Source organism: Caballeronia ptereochthonis, from assembly GCF_001545075.1.
Taxonomy (GTDB): Bacteria; Pseudomonadota; Gammaproteobacteria; order Burkholderiales; family Burkholderiaceae; genus Caballeronia; species Caballeronia ptereochthonis.
The window spans coordinates 83685-98992 of record NZ_FCOB02000026.1; the positions used below are offsets into that span (position 1 = coordinate 83685).

Below are 15308 nucleotides of genomic sequence, written 5' to 3' on the forward strand. Positions count from 1 at the left end.
AAGCGGGGGCGGCGTGGTTTCTCAAGTGGTGATCGTGGGTGGCGGCGTGATCGGCAGCTCGGTCGCGTATTTTCTGCGTGCGTCGGATCCGACGGTGCAGGTGACGGTGATCGAGCGCGATCCGACTTACGCGCGCTCGTCGTCGGCGTTGTCGGCGGCGTCGATCCGGCAGCAGTTCTCGACGCCGCTGTCGGTGCGCATGTCGCTCTTCGGCATCGAGTTCCTGCGCTCGATCGGCGAGCGGCTGGAGGTGAACGGCGAGCGTCCGTCGATCGATCTGCATGAGGGCGGTTATCTCTTTCTCGCGACCGAACGGGGCGAAGCGACGTTGCGCGAGAATCACGCCCTGCAACGCGAGCTCGGCGCGGACATCAGCCTTTTCGATGCCGCGCAGCTGCAAGCGCGTTTTCCCTGGCTCAACACGGAAGATCTCGCGGCCGGCGCATTCGGCGAAAGCGGCGAAGGCTGGTTCGACGGCTACGGCCTCGTGCAGGCGCTGCGTCGCAAGGCGCAATCGCTCGGGGCGCGCTATGTGGCGACGGAGGTCGTGGGCATCGAACGCGACGGGCGCCGCGCGCGCGCCGTGCACGGGGCCAACGGTGAAACCTGGGCGAGCGATGTCGTCGTGAATGCGGCGGGCGCATGGTCGCGCCCGATCGCGTCCATGCTCGGCATCGATCTCCCCGTGCATGCGCGGCGCCGCAGCATCTTCAACGTGTCGTCGCCGGCGAAGCTCGAACGCTGTCCGCTGCTGATCGATCCGAGCGGCGTCTATTTCCGTCCCGAAGGGCGCACGTATATCTGCGGCACATCGCCCGCCGCGGATGACGATCCCGACGACCTGCCGCTCGACGAAGTCGATCACGCGCTCTTCGACGACGTGATCTGGCCGACGCTCGCGCATCGCGTGCCGCAGTTCGAGGCGCTGCGCGTGGAGCGCAGCTGGTCCGGCTACTACGAATACAACGTGCTCGACCAGAACGCGATCATCGGCCGCCACCCGGACGTGGAGAATTGCATCTTCGCCAACGGTTTCAGCGGCCACGGATTGCAGCAGGGCCCGGCGACGGGGCGCGGCGTGAGCGAACTGATTCTGCACGGGCGTTACGAGACGCTCGATTTATCGCCGCTCGACTGGACGCGTGTGCTGGAAGGCCGGCCGATCGTGGAAAAGAATGTCGTATAACTGATAGATGACTGGAAACGCCTGCTTTCCATAATCGATGATTTAAGTCACCCCGGTCTTGCGCCGGGCATTTTTTTCGCTACGGAAATAAGTGAGCAGATTCAAGTCGAACCAGCTTGTGCTTCGAGCGGGCATTCTGAATATTATCGTCGCACTTTCCGGCTGCGTCCATTAATGAAATCCACTAGGGCCAGCGGGTATTAAGAAGCGCATTCTGGAACCATCAAACGCTTTTCGCGCTTTAGCCGATAGGAGAGAAAACATGGAAGCCAATACGAGCGCGCATTTCTACGCCTGGATCGAGGACGGCGAGTTCCCTCCGGATACGAGCGTCCCGGTCTCGCACCGTTCCAGCCAGGTATCGGCGGCGCCCCATTATGTCGCCGAGATTTGCGGACGTTTCGCGAGCGAGAAATCCGAGGACGAACAAAAATCCTGCGTGATCCGCGGATATAACTAATTGCGTTAAATCAGCGTGTTGCACGCGTGACACGGTTTGTCACCCGTAGATAAATACGTGCGAAGGAGGCTGATAAGCGTTTCATGATGACATTTCATGAAACGCGGAGTGCCGGTTGTATTTGCCGGCACCGCGTCTTTGTGTGTGCGGTATCGGACGGTACCGGTCTTTGTAAATTGCAGATTTTCCTGTGCGATTATTGATCCGGCCGTCAGGCAATCGAAACCCGCCATGCGCGGGTTTTTGCGCCTCATGAGGTCTCGCGCGTCTTCGCTCCCTGCGGCAACCCGTGCCCGCCGATGGCACAATCGCACGCAATGCCGGCATAAAGGGAGCAAAAGTGGCGAACCTGGATCTGGACAATCCGTTTCTCGAAGCGCTCGGCGCGACATTCACCGAATGGCGCGCGGGCTACGCCGAGTTCACCATGCCGATCCACGCGGGGCATCTGAACCGGCAGCGCATCCTGCAAGGCGGCGCGATCGCCACGCTGCTCGACGCGGCCTGCGGCTACGCGGGGCTCTTCACCACGGGCGCGACGCCGGTGCACGGCTTCACGCTCTCGCTCACCGTGAACTATCTCGACCGCGGCATCGGCGACAAGGTCGTCGCGAAGGGCTTTCTCGAGCGCCAGGGCCGCTCGGTGTACTTCGCGCGCGGCGAGGCGTGGGTCGACGATCGCGTGATGATCGCGAGCGCGCAGGGCACGTTCAAGTACGCACGCTGAGCGCGCCTCCTCCGACGATGACCATCAAGAACCTGCTCCGGCGCCTCGACCTCACGACTCTGCAGCTTTTCCTCGCCGTGTTCGAGGAAGGCACGCTCACGCGGGCGGCGGAGCGCGAGGCGATCGCGGTGTCGGCGGCGAGCAAGCGGCTGCTCGAACTGGAGCAGGCGGTCGGCGCCGTGCTCTTCGAGCGCAAGGCGCGCGGCATGGAGCTGACGCCCGCCGGCGAAACGCTGCTGCATCACGCGCGGCGCGTGCTACGCGATGTCGAGAACATCGGCATCGAGCTGGCGGAGCACGCGAGCGGCGTGCGCGGCTATGTGCGGATGATGGCCAACCTCTCCGCGATCGTCGAATTCCTGCCGGAAGACCTGCGCGCGTTTCTCTCGATGCATGACCAGATCAAGATCGATCTGGAGGAGCGGCCGAGCGGCGGCATCGTCGAGGGCGTGGCGGACAGTCTCGTCGATCTCGGCATCTGCTCCGGCGACGCCGACACGCGCGGCCTCGAAACCGCGCATTACCGGCACGACCGGCTCGTCGTCGTGACGCCGCGCGAACATCCGCTCACGCGGCGAGACAGCGTGGCCTTCGCGGACACGCTCGATTTCGATCACATCGGCCTGCATTCGGCGAGCTCCATCAACATGCGCACGCATCTGGCCGCGCGCCAGGCGGGCCGCGCACTGCGGCTGCGCATCCATGTGCCCGGCTTCGATGCGGTGTGCCGCATGGTTCAGGCGGGCATGGGCGTCGGCGTGCTGCCGCTGCAGGTATTCGAGGCGATGGGCCGCCCGCTCGGACTCGCCGCCGTCGCGCTCGATGAGGACTGGGCGGCGCGCAGTCTCGTCATCGTCGTGCGCGACTCAGAAGCGTTGTCGCCCGTGAGCCGCCTGCTGTTCGATCACCTGCGCTCGGTCGAGGCGGCGGGCGCGCACGCCTAGCCTTCAGAAAGCCAGCGAGCGTTCGCGTTTGGCGAACGGTCCTTGCCGAAATGCGGTTGGACGCAGGGGAGCGTTCGCCAATAAGCTTGCCTCCACATACAAATTCCAGGAGACGAGCAGCATGAGCGGACCTCTTCAAGGCATCCGGGTCATCGAGATCGGCACCCTCATCGCCGCGCCTTTCGCGGCGCGCATGTTGGCCGAGTTCGGCGCGGAAGTCATCAAGATCGAGACGCCCAATGGCGGCGATCCCCTGCGCAAATGGCGCAAGCTCCACGAGGGCACGTCGCTCTGGTGGTATCTGCAATCGCGCAACAAGAAGTCGGTTTGCGTGAACCTCAAGTCGCCGGAAGGCGCGGACGTCATCAAGTGCCTCGCCCGGGACGCGGACATCGTCATCGAAAACATGCGCCCCGGCGCGCTCGAAAAGCTCGGCCTCGGCTGGGACGTCCTGCACGAAATCAACCCCAGGCTCACGATGGTCCGCATCTCCGGCTACGGCCAGACGGGCCCGTACCGCGATCGTCCGGGCTTCGGCGCGATCGGCGAGGCGATGGGCGGCATCCGCTACACGACCGGTGACGCCGACGGCCTGCCCGCGCGCGTCGGCGTGAGTCTCGGCGACTCGCTGGCTTCGCTGCACGGCGTGATCGGCGCGCTGATGTCGGTGCTGCGCGTGAAGACAGGGCAGGGCGACGGACAAGTGGTTGACGTGTCGCTCGTCGAAAGCGTCTTCAATCTGATGGAAAGTCTCGTCCCCGAATACGACCTGCTCGGCCACGTGCGCGAGCGCAGCGGCGGGGCGCTGCCTGGCATCGCGCCGTCGAACACGTATCGCACGGAGGACGGCGGCTTCGTCGTGATCGCGGGCAACAGCGATCCGATCTACAGGCGCCTGATGAACGTGATCGGCCGACCGGATCTGGCGGACGATCCCGCGCTTGCCCACAACGACGGTCGCGTGAAGCAGAGCGCGATGCTCGATGAAGCGATCACCGCGTGGACCTCGCATCACGCAATGGATGACGTGCTCGCCACGCTCGAACGCGAGGAAGTGCCGGCGGGCCGCATCTATTCGGTCGCGGACATCGTGAACGATGCGCACTATCAAGCGCGCGGCATGCTGCTGCAGGCGGACTTGCCGGGCGGCGCGTCGGTGCGGATGCCGGGCATCGTGCCGAAGCTCTCCGACACGCCAGGCGAAGTGCGCTGGCAAGGGCCGGCGCTCGGCGAACACACGCAATCGGTTCTCGAATCGCTCGGTTTCGAAGCCAGCGAAGTGGCGCGGCTGCGTGCCGAAGGAGCGGTGCAATGAATTTTGAATACAAAGAACCGCTGATCGTTCAGGAAGTCGCGCCGCGCGACGGCCTGCAGATCGAAAGGCAGTGGGTCGAAACCAAGGACAAGATCGCGCTGATCGATGGTCTCTCGGCGTGCGGGTTCACGCGCATCGAGGCGGGCTCGTTCGTGTCGCCGAAAGCGATTCCGGCGCTGCGCGACGGCGAGGCGGTGTTCAACGGCATCAGGCGCGAGCCGGGCGTGATCTACGTCGCACTCGTGCCGAACGTGAAGGGCGCGGAACGCGCGCTCGCCGCGCATGCCGACGAGCTGAACCTCGTGATGTCCGCGAGCCAGACGCACAACCGCGCGAACATGCGCATGAGCTGCGAGTCGTCGCTGGCGGGTTTCGGCGATATCGTGCGGCTCGTTCAGGGCGCTTCTTCCAGGGTCTCGCTGAACGCCACGGTCGCGACCGCTTTCGGCTGCCCGTTCGAAGGACGCATCGACGAGGACCGCGTCGTGTCGATCGCGCGGACGTATCGCGAGCTGGGCATTGCCGGCATCACGCTCGCGGATACCACCGGCATGGCCAATCCGCGCCAGGTCGCGCGGCTCGTGGCGCGCGTGCTCGAACACGTGCCCGCCGCCGACCTGACGCTGCACTTCCACAACACGCGCGGCCTGGGCCTCGCCAACGTGCTCGCCGCATACGACACGGGCGCGCGCCGTTTCGACGCCGCGCTGGGCGGGCTCGGCGGCTGCCCGTTCGCGCCGGGCGCATCGGGAAACATCTGCACCGAAGACCTCGTGAACATGTGCGCCGAGATGGGCATTCCCACGGGCGTCGATCTGCCGAAGCTGATCGCGCTGTCGCGCACGCTGCCGGCGCTCGTCGGGCATGAGGTGTCCGGACAGGTCGCGAAGGCTGGGCGCAACTGCGATCTGCATGCGGTTCCCGAGTACGTGCAAGCCATCTGAATCAAAAGACCAAAACAACATTGGAGACAAACATGAGCGATCTGAGCGTAGGCGCTGCGGCCAAGCCGCAGACTCTGGAAAATACCGCGGACATCATCCGCAAGGTGGCATGGCGGCTGATGCCGCTCATCATGCTGTGCTATCTCTTCGCGTTCTTCGACCGCATCAACATCAGCTTCGCGAAGTTCCAGCTGCAAAGCTCTCTCGGCTTTTCCGATACGGCCTACGGCCTCGGCGCGAGTCTCTTCGTGATCGGCTATGTGCTCTTCGAAGTGCCGAGCAACCTGCTGCTCTACAAGGTCGGCGCGCGCCGCTGGATCGCGCGCATCATGATTTCGTGGGGCATCGCGACGGCGCTCATGGTCTTCGTGCAGACGGAGTGGCAGTTCTACGGGCTGCGCTTCGTCATCGGCGCGATGGAAGCGGGCTTTGCGCCCGGCGTGCTCTACTACCTGACGCTGTGGTTTCCGGCGAGCTATCGCGGGCGCATTACTTCGCTGCTGTTTCTCGCATCGGCATTCTCCGGTCTGTTCGGCGCGCCGCTTTCGGGTCTCGTGCTCGGCCACATGAACGGCGTGTTCGGCATTCCCGGCTGGCACTGGCTGTTCCTGCTCGGCGGCCTGCCCTGCGTGCTGCTCGGGATTCTCGTGCTGAAGGTTTTGAAGGATCGCATCGATGACGCCGCGTGGCTCACGAACGCCGAGAAGGCCTACCTGAAAAGCCAGATCTCGACGCAAAGCCAGCATACCGACACCGGCCATTCGCTGTTCGGCGCGATCAGGACGCCCGGCTTCCTGATGCTCGGCTTCATCTATTTCCTGATTCAGATCGCTTCCTACGGCCTCAACTTCTGGGCGCCGCACCTGATCCGCGCGGCAGGCACGCAGAACCCGACGATCATCGGTCTCCTGACGGCCGTGCCGTACATCTGCGGCGCGATCTGCATGGTGGTGGTCGGCCGCATGTCGGATCGTTCGGGCGAGCGCCGCAAGTTCGTCGCGATACTGCTCGTGATGGCGGCGGTGGGCTTCTTCGCGGCGGGCATCTTCGACAGGCAGACGACGCTGCTCATCGCCGCGCTCGGCGTGATGGGCGCGGGTGTGATCGCTTCGATCCCGGCGTTCTGGGCGCTTCCGCCGAAGCTCTTGACCGGCGCGGGCGCGGCAGGCGGCATCGCGCTGATCAATACGCTGGGGCAGTTGGGCGGCATCGTGAGCCCGGTGATGGTGGGCCGCATCCGCGACACGATGGGCAGCACCACGCCTGCGCTGTACGCGATCGGCGCGATGAGCGTGCTCTGCGCGCTGTTGCTGCTGATCGGTTTGCCGCAGTCGCTCCGGCAGCGGGATCACTCCGAGCACAAGGCTTGAGTTCCACGAAACCTTGAACACGAAAGCGCCCTGCGAATCACTTCCCCGGGCGCTTTTTCTTGCATTTTGCGTCTGGCGTTTTGCATGCATTCGACCAGACGGCATTTCGCACGCTGAATGCAAAATGCCATCAGGCCGCGAGCAGCCGCCTGCAATGCCGCGCGATCTGCCGTTCCTCTTCCGTCGCCACGACACGATGCGGCGCTCCAAGGAACGCAAGCCCATCGAGTACCTGCGAGCGGATCGCGTCGCTGTGCTCCCCGATCCCGCCGCTGAACACGATCAGATCGATGCCGCCGAGCAGCGCCGCATAAGCGCCGATCGTCTTGCGGATCGCCGTGCAGAATACGTCGACGGCGAGCGTCGCGTCCGCGTCGCCCCGATCGCGGCGCTCGAGCAGCGGCTGCATGTCGTCGTCGGAGTTCGACAGCGCCTTCAATCCGCCTTGCCGGTTGACGAGCGTTTCGAGCGCATCGGCATCGAGCGCGGCGTGACGCAGCAAATGGACCAGCACGCCCGGATCGAGATCGCCGCTGCGCGTGGCCATCGGGATGCCGCCGGCCGGCGTCATGCCCATCGAGGTGTCGACCGAGTGGCCGTCCTTCAGCGCGCAAAGGCTCGCGCCGCTGCCCAGATGCGCGATCACCGTGCGCGAAGGCAGATCCGCACCGAGCACGTTCACGATGGACTCGTACGACAGCCCGTGAAACCCGTAGCGCACGACGCCGCGCGCCGCATACTCGCCCGGCAACGCGAAGCGCGTCGCGCGCTCGGGCAGCGTGCGATGGAACGCGGTGTCGAAGCACGCGAAATGCGGCGCATCCGAAAAGATGCGCTGTGCCTCGTCGATCAGCGCGAGCGACGGCGGCAGATGCAAGGGCGCGAACGGCACCGCCTCGTGCAGGATCTGCTTGACCGCATCCGTGATCTCGCAATGCTCGCGCAAGCGCGGCCCGCCATGCACGACGCGATGCCCGACCGCGGCGAGCGGCGCGCCCAGGTGCTCGCGAAGCGCATCGGCGACGCGCTTCAACGCATCGTGCTGCGTCTCCATCAGATGATCCTGCGCGACGTCGATGCGCCCGTCGGACGATTTCATGGACCACGAGCCGCTGTCGCGCCCGATGCCTTTCGCGCTGCCCGAGAGCCACGCGTGCTCGTCGCCGTCGCGCGTCGTGAAGACGCCGAATTTCAGCGACGACGAGCCGCTGTTCAACACCAGAATGCCTTCGTTCACGGCATCAACCCTTCCAGGTCCACTCGCGGATCTCGTCGCGGTCGATGCCTTCCTCGTGCGCATACCGCACGCTCTCGATGATCTGATTCTTGAGCCATTCCTTCGTATGCGCGCCGCTGCCCGCGATGCGCGGCACGCGGTCGATCACGTCGATGGCAAGCGTATAGCGGTCCACGCCGTTGATGATCGCGAGTTCGAACGGCGTGTTGATGTTGCCGCGCTCGCGGTACCCATGCACGTGCATGTTCGCGTGATTCGTGCGGTTGTACGTGAGCTTGTGCACGAGCGACGCGTACGAATGGAAGTTGAAGATGACGGGCTTGTCGCGCGTGAAGATCGAATCGAAATCGCGATCGGAGAGGCCGTGCGGATGATCGGTGTCCGGCATGAGCCTGAAAAGATCGACCACGTTGATGAAGCGGATCTTCAGGTCGGAGCAGCTTGCCTTGAGAATCTCGACGGCGGCGAGCGCTTCCATCGTCGCGATGTCGCCCGCGCAGGCGATCACGACATCGGGTTCCTCGCCCTGATCGGTCGAAGCCCAGTCCCAGATGCCGATGCCCTTCGCGCAATGCACGATGGCGTCCTGCATGCTCAGGTACTGCAAATGCGGCTGCTTGTCCGCGACCATCACGTTCACGTAATCGTGCGTGCGCAGGCAGTGGTCCGCGACGCTCAGGAGGCAGTTCGCATCGGGCGGCAGATAGATGCGCACGACGCCCGGGCTCTTGTTCGTGACCACATCGAGAAAACCCGGGTCCTGATGCGTGAAGCCGTTGTGATCCTGCCGCCACACGAGCGAGGTGATGAGCAGATTGATCGACGGCACCGGCCGCCGCCAGTCGAGCTCGTTCTTCGCTTTTTCGAGCCACTTCGCGTGCTGGTTGAACATCGAGTCGATCACGTGCACGAACGCCTCGTAGGTGGCGAAGAGGCCGTGTCGTCCGGTCAGCACGTAGCCTTCGAACCAGCCTTCGAGCGTGTGCTCGGAGAGCATCTCCATCACGCGGCCGTCGATGGAGAGCGCGCCGCCGTCGGCGTCTTCGGGGAGCGTCTGCGCGAGCCAGCGCTTGCCCGACGCTTCGTACACGCCGTCGAGCTTGTTGCTCGCGGTTTCGTCCGGGCCGAAGAGCCGGAAGCTCGTCATGTTGCGGCGGATCACGTCGCGCAGGAACGTGGCGAGCACGACCGTCGGCGAGTGATAGACGTTCGCCGCGCGCTTGAACTCGAACGCGTAGTCGCGGATGTCGGGCAGATCGAGCGACTGGCGCAGCAGGCCGCCGTTCGCGTGCGGATTCGCGCTGATGCGTCGCGTGCCCTGCGGCGCGAGCTCGCGCAGCGATTCGATCAGGCGGCCGTCCTCGTCGAAAAGCTCCTCGGGCTTGTAGCTGCGCATCCATTGCTCGAGCAATGCGAGGTTCCTGCGATTCGTCGCGGGATCGGCAATCGGCACCTGATGCGAGCGCCAGAAGTTCTCGACCTTGTGACCGTCCACTTCCTTCGGCCCGGTCCAGCCCTTGGGCGTGCGCAGGACGATCATCGGCCAGCGCGGGCGCGTGACGTTCTCCGGGTTCGCGCGCGCGTTCGCCTGGATCGCGCGGATATCGGCGATGCAGCGTTCGAGCGTCGCGGCCATGCGCTGATGCATCGGCTCGGGCTCGTCGCCCTCGACGAAATGCGGCTCATAGCCATAGCCCTTGAAGAGCGCCTCGAGTTCGTCGTGCGGAATGCGCGCGAGGATCGTCGGATTGGCGATCTTGTAGCCGTTCAGATGGAGAATCGGCAGCACCGCGCCGTCGGTCGCGGGATTGAGGAACTTGTTCGAGTGCCACGACGTGGCGAGCGGGCCGGTTTCGGCTTCGCCGTCGCCGACCACCGCCGCGACGATCAGATCCGGGTTGTCGAATGCCGCGCCGAACGCATGCGAGAGGCTATAGCCGAGCTCTCCGCCTTCGTGAATCGAGCCCGGCGTCTCCGGCGTGCAGTGCGAGCCGATGCCGCCCGGCGACGAGAACGCGCGAAACAGCCTGAGCATGCCGCGCTCGTCGGCGCTGCGGTCGGGATAAATTTCCGAGTAATGGCCTTCGAGGTAAGAGTTGGAGAGCGTCGCGGGCGCGCCGTGGCCCGGCCCGGAGACGAACAGGACGTCGAGGTCGTCGCGCTTGATGAGGCGGTTCAGGTGCACCCACACGAACGACTGGCCGGGGTCGGAGCCCCAGTGGCCGAGCAGGCGCCGCTTGATGTGCTCGGGCTCGAGCGGCTCGCGCAGGAGCGGATTCGCGCGCAGGTAGATCATGCCGACCGAGAGATAGTTGCAGGCCCGCCAGTACGCGTCGATTTTCGCGAGGAGATCGGGGGCGAGAGGCGTCTCGGTGACGGACGTGCCAGTGACGTCGTCGTTCAATTGCTTCTCCTTGGCAAGTGAGATGATGGGTTGAACGTCGTTCGTGCGGCTCGCGCAAGATGGGGTCCCGCGCGCGTTGCTTTCCATGATCCCGCGTGTTTGTGGCGCGGTTTTAACGGGCGGGCACAGCGGAACATCATAAATGGGTCTGGGCGATCGGACAGGCGGGCGCGTCAATCCATCGCGCCGTGTGCCGGGCCTTGTCTTCCGGACGCGCGCATGCATATTCCTCTGACACCCCGGCGCGTCCGTTCCGCTGCGCGTGCATGGGCCACGTCATTCCCAAACCGCCCCTAGAATAGTCGAATGCCCCGAAAACCCCGCCCCGCGGATGACGCCCTGCAAGGCTTTCATCCGGCCGTCGCCGACTGGTTCCGCTCGCGCTTTCCCGCGCCGACGGCGGCGCAGGCGCGCGCGTGGCCGCTCGTGCATGCCCGCCGCTCGACGCTGGTCGCCGCGCCCACGGGCTCGGGCAAGACGCTAACGGCGTTCCTCGCCGCGCTCGACGAGCTCGTGCGCGACGGCATCGCGGCGGGCGGCACGCTGCCTGACGAGACGCGCGTCGTCTATGTGTCGCCGCTGAAGGCCCTGTCCAACGACATCCGCGTGAATCTCGAGGAGCCGCTCGCGGGCATCGCGCAGGCCTTGAGCGACTCCGGCGCGGCGGCGCCCGAAATCCGCGCCGCCGTGCGCACCGGCGACACCACGCAGCAGGAACGCAACGCGGTGAAGAAGCGCCCGCCGCACATCCTCGTGACGACGCCGGAGTCGCTCTACGTGCTGCTGTCGTCGGACTCGGGGCGCGCGATGCTGGCAAGCACGCGCACGGTGATCGTCGACGAAATTCACGCGGTGGCGGGCAGCAAGCGCGGCTCGCACCTGAGCCTTTCGCTGGCGCGGCTCGACGCGCTGTGCGAGGAAGCGGGCGGCCGGCGGCCGGTGCGCATCGGCCTCTCGGCGACGCAAAAGCCGATCGAGCGCGTCGCGAAGTTTCTCGTCGGAGAAAACGAGCCGTGCGAGATCGTCGATGTCGGTCATGTCCGCGCGCGCGATCTCGCGCTCGAAATTCCGCCGATGCCGCTCGATGCGATCATGTCGAACGACGTGTGGGAGCGCGTTTACGACCGCCTCGCCGAGCTTTCCGCGCAGCATCGCACGACGCTGATCTTCGTCAATACGCGGCGCATGGCGGAGCGCGCCGCGCGCCATCTGACCGAGCGCCTCGGCAAGGAGGCGGTCGCGGCGCATCACGGCAGCCTCGCGCGCGAGCACCGGCTGGAGGCGGAGCAGCGGCTCAAACGCGGGGAATTGCGCGTGCTGATCGCCACGGCTTCGCTCGAGCTGGGCATCGATATCGGCGATGTCGATCTCGTCTGCCAGATCGGTTCGCCCGGTTCGATCGGCGCGTTCCTGCAGCGCGTCGGGCGCTCGGGGCATCACGTGGGCGGCGTGCCGAAAGGGCGGCTTTTTCCGACCTCGCGCGACGATCTGATCGAATGTGCCGCCTTGCTCGATTGCGTGCGGCGCGGGGAACTCGATGCGCTGTCGATTCCGCGCGCCCCGCTCGACGTGCTCGCGCAGCAGGTCACCGCCGAAGTGTCGTGCCGCGAGTGGGGCGAGGACGCGCTCTTCGAGCGCATCACGCGCGCGTATCCGTATGCGACGCTCGATCGCGAGCATTACGACGCCGTGCTGCGCACGCTCGCGGAAGGTTATACGGGCCGGCAGGGCGTGCGCGCGGCCTATCTGCACCGCGACGCCGTGAACCGTACGCTGCGCGGCCGGCGCGGCAGCAAGCTCACCGCCGTCACCTCGGGCGGCGCGATTCCCGACAACGCCGATTTCGCCGTGATCCTCGAGCCTCAAGGCCTGCAGATCGGAACGGTCAACGAGGACTTCGCGGTCGAGAGCCTGGCCGGCGATATCTTCCAGCTCGGCAATACGTCGTACCGGATCGTGCGCGTGGAGGGCGGGCGCGTGCGCGTCGAGAACGCGAACGGCCAGCCGCCCAACATTCCGTTCTGGCTCGGCGAGGCGCCCGGCCGCAGCGACGAGCTCTCGCATGCGATCGCCCGGCTGCGCGCCGGGATCGATGCGCGGCTCGCGCAGGGAAGCGTCGAAGCGACGCTCGCGCGGCTGGCGGACGAGACTGGCATCGGCATCGAACCGGCGCGGCAGATCGTCGAGTATCTCGCCCGCTCGCGCGCCGCGCTCAGCGTGCTGCCGACGCAGGACACGCTCGTCATGGAGCGCTTCTTCGACGAATCCGGCGGCACGCAGCTCGTCATCCACGCGCCCTTCGGCAGCCGCGTGAACCGCGCATGGGGGCTCGCGCTGCGCAAGCGTTTCTGCCGCACGTTCAATTTCGAACTGCAGGCGGCGGCGACCGAGGACGCGATCATCCTGTCGCTGACCGGCAGCCACAGCTTCGCGCTCGATGAAGTGTGGCGCTATCTGAAACCGGCGACGGCGGAGCACGTATTGATTCAGGCGCTTCTCGACGCGCCGCTTTTCGGCGTGCGCTGGCGCTGGAACGCGACCAACGCGCTCGCGCTGCCGCGCTATACGGGCGGGCGCAAGGTCGCGCCGCAACTGCAGCGCATGAAGAGCGAGGATTTGCTCGCGGCGGTTTTCCCCGACCAGGTCGCGTGCGCGGAGAATCTCGCGGGCGAGCGCGAGGTGCCGGTGCATCCGCTCGTCGAGCAGACCATCGATGATTGCCTGCACGACGCGATGGACAGCGACGCCTGGCTCGCGCTCCTGAAGCGCATCGAAACCGGCGCCGTGCAGCTCTTCACGCGCGAGCTGCCGGCGCCGTCGCCGCTCGCGGCCGAGATCCTGTCGGCGCGGCCGTATGCCTTTCTCGACGACGCGCCGATCGAGGAGCGCCGCACGCAGGCCGTGCTCGCCCGACGCTGGACCGATCCGCAATCGGCGGACGATTTGGGCGCGCTCGATCTCGAAGCGATCGCGAGCGTGCGTGAGGAAGCCTGGCCGGAGGTCACGAGCGCCGACGAAATGCACGAGGCGCTCACGGCGCTCGCCTGCATCGCCGGGACGGAGGCGCAGCGCAGCCCGCAATGGTCCGAGTGGCTCGACGCGCTGGCACGTTCGGGCCGCGCGACGCGCCTGCAGATCGCGGAACACGACGCGCTGTGGACGCCCGTCGAGCGGCTCGCGTGCGTGCGCGCGGTGTACGAGCACGCACCGATGCACCCGGCGCTCAAACCGCTGCCCGGCTTCGACGATGCATGGGCGCCCGACGACGCGCTCGTCGAAATCGTGCGCGCGCGCCTGTCGGGCTTCGGGCCGCTAACGGTGCCGGAGATCGCGCGGCCGCTTGCGCTGCCCGCGTCGGCGGTCGCGCTCGCGCTGACGCGTCTCGAAGCCGAAGGCTATGTGATGCGCGGACGCTTCACGCCCGGCGCGCAGACCGAGGAATGGTGCGAGCGGCATCTGCTCGCGCGGATTCATCGCTACACGGTGCGGCGGCTGCGTCGCGAGATCGAGCCGGTCGAGCGGCAGGACTTCATGCGCTTCCTGTTCGAGTGGCAGCGCGTCGCGCCTGACGCGCACGGCGAGGGCCGCGACGCGCTGGGCGCCGTGCTCGAACAGCTCGAAGGTTTCGAGGCGCCGGCCGTCGCATGGGAAGACGAAATCCTGCCGGCGCGTATCGCCGATTATTCCGGAATGTGGCTCGACGAGCTCTGCCGCGCGGGCAAGCTCGTGTGGACGCGGCCGGCGGGACGCGCGCGCGCGGCGGGCGGCCCGGTGCGCGGCACGCCGATCGTCCTTTTGCCGCGGCGTCATCTCGATGCGTGGAACGCACTGATCGCGGCCGACGAAGCGCCGCAGCTTTCATCGCGCGCCGAGCGGGTCTTCGAGGCGCTACAAGCGCACGGCGCGATGTTCTTCGACGAACTCCTCGCCGATGCGCGCCTCCTGCGCACCGAGCTGGAGGACGCGCTGGGTGAACTGGTTTCCCTCGGGCTCGTCAATGCGGACAGCTTTGCGGGGCTGCGCGCGCTGCTCGCGCCGGCGGCGAAGCGCAACGCGTTCTCGCGCCGTCCACGGCGCGGCGGGCTGTTCATCGGCGGAATGGACGACGCCGGACGCTGGGCGCTCCTGCGCCGCGCGAAGCACGACGGCAAGCGGGACGAGGGCGACATCGAGCACGTCGCGCGGACGCTCTTGCGTCGCTATGGCGTCGTGTTCTGGCGTCTGCTGGAACGCGAAGCCGAATGGCTGCCGCCGTGGCGCGAGCTTCTGCGTGTGTATCACCGGCTGGAAGCGCGCGGCGAGATTCGCGGCGGGCGGTTCGTCGCGGGGCTCGCGGGCGAGCAGTTCGCGCTGCCTGAAGCCGTGCCGCTCTTGCGCGACATGCGCAAGCGCCCGAAAGACGGCGCGTTCGTCGCGCTCTCGGCGGTCGATCCGCTCAATCTCGTCGGCACGCTCCTGCCCGGCGAAAAGGTGCCGGCGCTCGCGGGCAATCGTGTGCTGTATCTGGATGGCCTGCCGGTCGGCGCGGTGATCGCGGGCAAGACGCGCTATCTCGGCGATTTCGACGGTGAAGCACGCGAGCGCGTGCGCCTGGCGCTGGTCAGGCGCACGGCGCGTTCGCTCGGGACTTCGGCTGGCGCTTCGATCGGCAGCGAACGGACGGGCACCGGCGTACCGGTGCGCCATTGAGGAAGCGAGGGACGAAATCCCTCACGCTCGCC

General features: G+C 66.4%; 10 protein-coding genes. 8 read left to right on the forward strand and 2 right to left on the reverse strand.

Going from position 1 to position 15308, the window contains the following annotated elements; all coding sequences use genetic code 11:
- The first annotated feature begins 13 nt into the window (after positions 1–13).
- From AWB83_RS25330 to AWB83_RS25360, 7 genes are all read left to right on the forward strand, one after another.
- On the forward strand, positions 14–1186 hold the full coding sequence (locus tag AWB83_RS25330; RefSeq protein WP_087048365.1) for an NAD(P)/FAD-dependent oxidoreductase: 1173 nt from the start codon (positions 14–16) through the stop codon (positions 1184–1186).
- 262 nt (positions 1187–1448) lie between these two features.
- Complete coding sequence (locus tag AWB83_RS25335) at positions 1449–1646, forward strand: hypothetical protein (RefSeq protein WP_087048366.1); 198 nt, start codon at positions 1449–1451, stop codon at positions 1644–1646.
- A 340-nt stretch (positions 1647–1986) separates the two neighbouring features.
- Entirely contained in the window at positions 1987–2373 is a 387-nt protein-coding gene (locus tag AWB83_RS25340) for a PaaI family thioesterase (protein ID WP_087048367.1), read from the forward strand.
- Between the two features lie 17 nt (positions 2374–2390).
- Positions 2391–3317, forward strand: coding sequence for a LysR family transcriptional regulator (locus AWB83_RS25345; protein WP_087048368.1), 927 nt, complete (start codon positions 2391–2393; stop codon positions 3315–3317).
- 121 nt (positions 3318–3438) lie between these two features.
- On the forward strand, positions 3439–4632 hold the full coding sequence (locus AWB83_RS25350; protein WP_087048369.1) for a CaiB/BaiF CoA transferase family protein: 1194 nt from the start codon (positions 3439–3441) through the stop codon (positions 4630–4632).
- On the forward strand, positions 4629–5576 hold the full coding sequence (locus AWB83_RS25355) for a hydroxymethylglutaryl-CoA lyase (protein WP_087048370.1): 948 nt from the start codon (positions 4629–4631) through the stop codon (positions 5574–5576). Before AWB83_RS25350 ends, AWB83_RS25355 begins: the two co-directional genes overlap by 4 nt.
- 32 nt (positions 5577–5608) lie before the next feature.
- Positions 5609–6946 (forward strand): MFS transporter, encoded by a 1338-nt coding sequence (locus AWB83_RS25360; RefSeq protein ID WP_087048371.1) that lies wholly within the window; start codon positions 5609–5611, stop codon positions 6944–6946.
- A gap of 130 nt (positions 6947–7076) precedes the next feature.
- On the opposite strand, the gene AWB83_RS25365 is transcribed toward AWB83_RS25360, so the two are convergent.
- Both AWB83_RS25365 and AWB83_RS25370 read right to left on the reverse strand, forming a co-directional pair.
- Positions 7077–8183 carry an acetate/propionate family kinase gene (locus AWB83_RS25365; RefSeq protein ID WP_087048372.1) on the reverse strand — a complete coding sequence of 369 codons (1107 nt, stop codon included), beginning with the start codon at positions 8181–8183 and terminating at the stop codon, positions 7077–7079.
- Positions 8184–8187: 4 nt separating this feature from the next.
- Positions 8188–10587 (reverse strand): phosphoketolase family protein, encoded by a 2400-nt coding sequence (locus tag AWB83_RS25370; protein WP_087048373.1) that lies wholly within the window; start codon positions 10585–10587, stop codon positions 8188–8190.
- A gap of 306 nt (positions 10588–10893) precedes the next feature.
- Between AWB83_RS25370 and AWB83_RS25375 the strand changes: the two genes are divergently transcribed.
- Positions 10894–15276: an Lhr family helicase gene (locus tag AWB83_RS25375; RefSeq protein WP_087048374.1), complete on the forward strand. Its 4383-nt coding sequence runs from the start codon at positions 10894–10896 to the stop codon at positions 15274–15276.
- Positions 15277–15308 lie beyond the last annotated feature (32 nt).

Excerpts from the sequence above, each read along its gene's own strand:
- AWB83_RS25335 (WP_087048366.1), top strand. The coding sequence starts at position 1,449 with ATGGAAGCCAATACGAGCGCGCATTTCTACGCCTGGATCGAGGACGGC.
- AWB83_RS25355 (WP_087048370.1), top strand. The coding sequence starts at position 4,629 with ATGAATTTTGAATACAAAGAACCGCTGATCGTTCAGGAAGTCGCGCCG.
- AWB83_RS25350 (WP_087048369.1), top strand. The coding sequence starts at position 3,439 with ATGAGCGGACCTCTTCAAGGCATCCGGGTCATCGAGATCGGCACCCTC.
- AWB83_RS25375 (WP_087048374.1), top strand. The coding sequence starts at position 10,894 with ATGCCCCGAAAACCCCGCCCCGCGGATGACGCCCTGCAAGGCTTTCAT.
- AWB83_RS25360 (WP_087048371.1), top strand. The coding sequence starts at position 5,609 with ATGAGCGATCTGAGCGTAGGCGCTGCGGCCAAGCCGCAGACTCTGGAA.
- AWB83_RS25345 (WP_087048368.1), top strand. The coding sequence starts at position 2,391 with ATGACCATCAAGAACCTGCTCCGGCGCCTCGACCTCACGACTCTGCAG.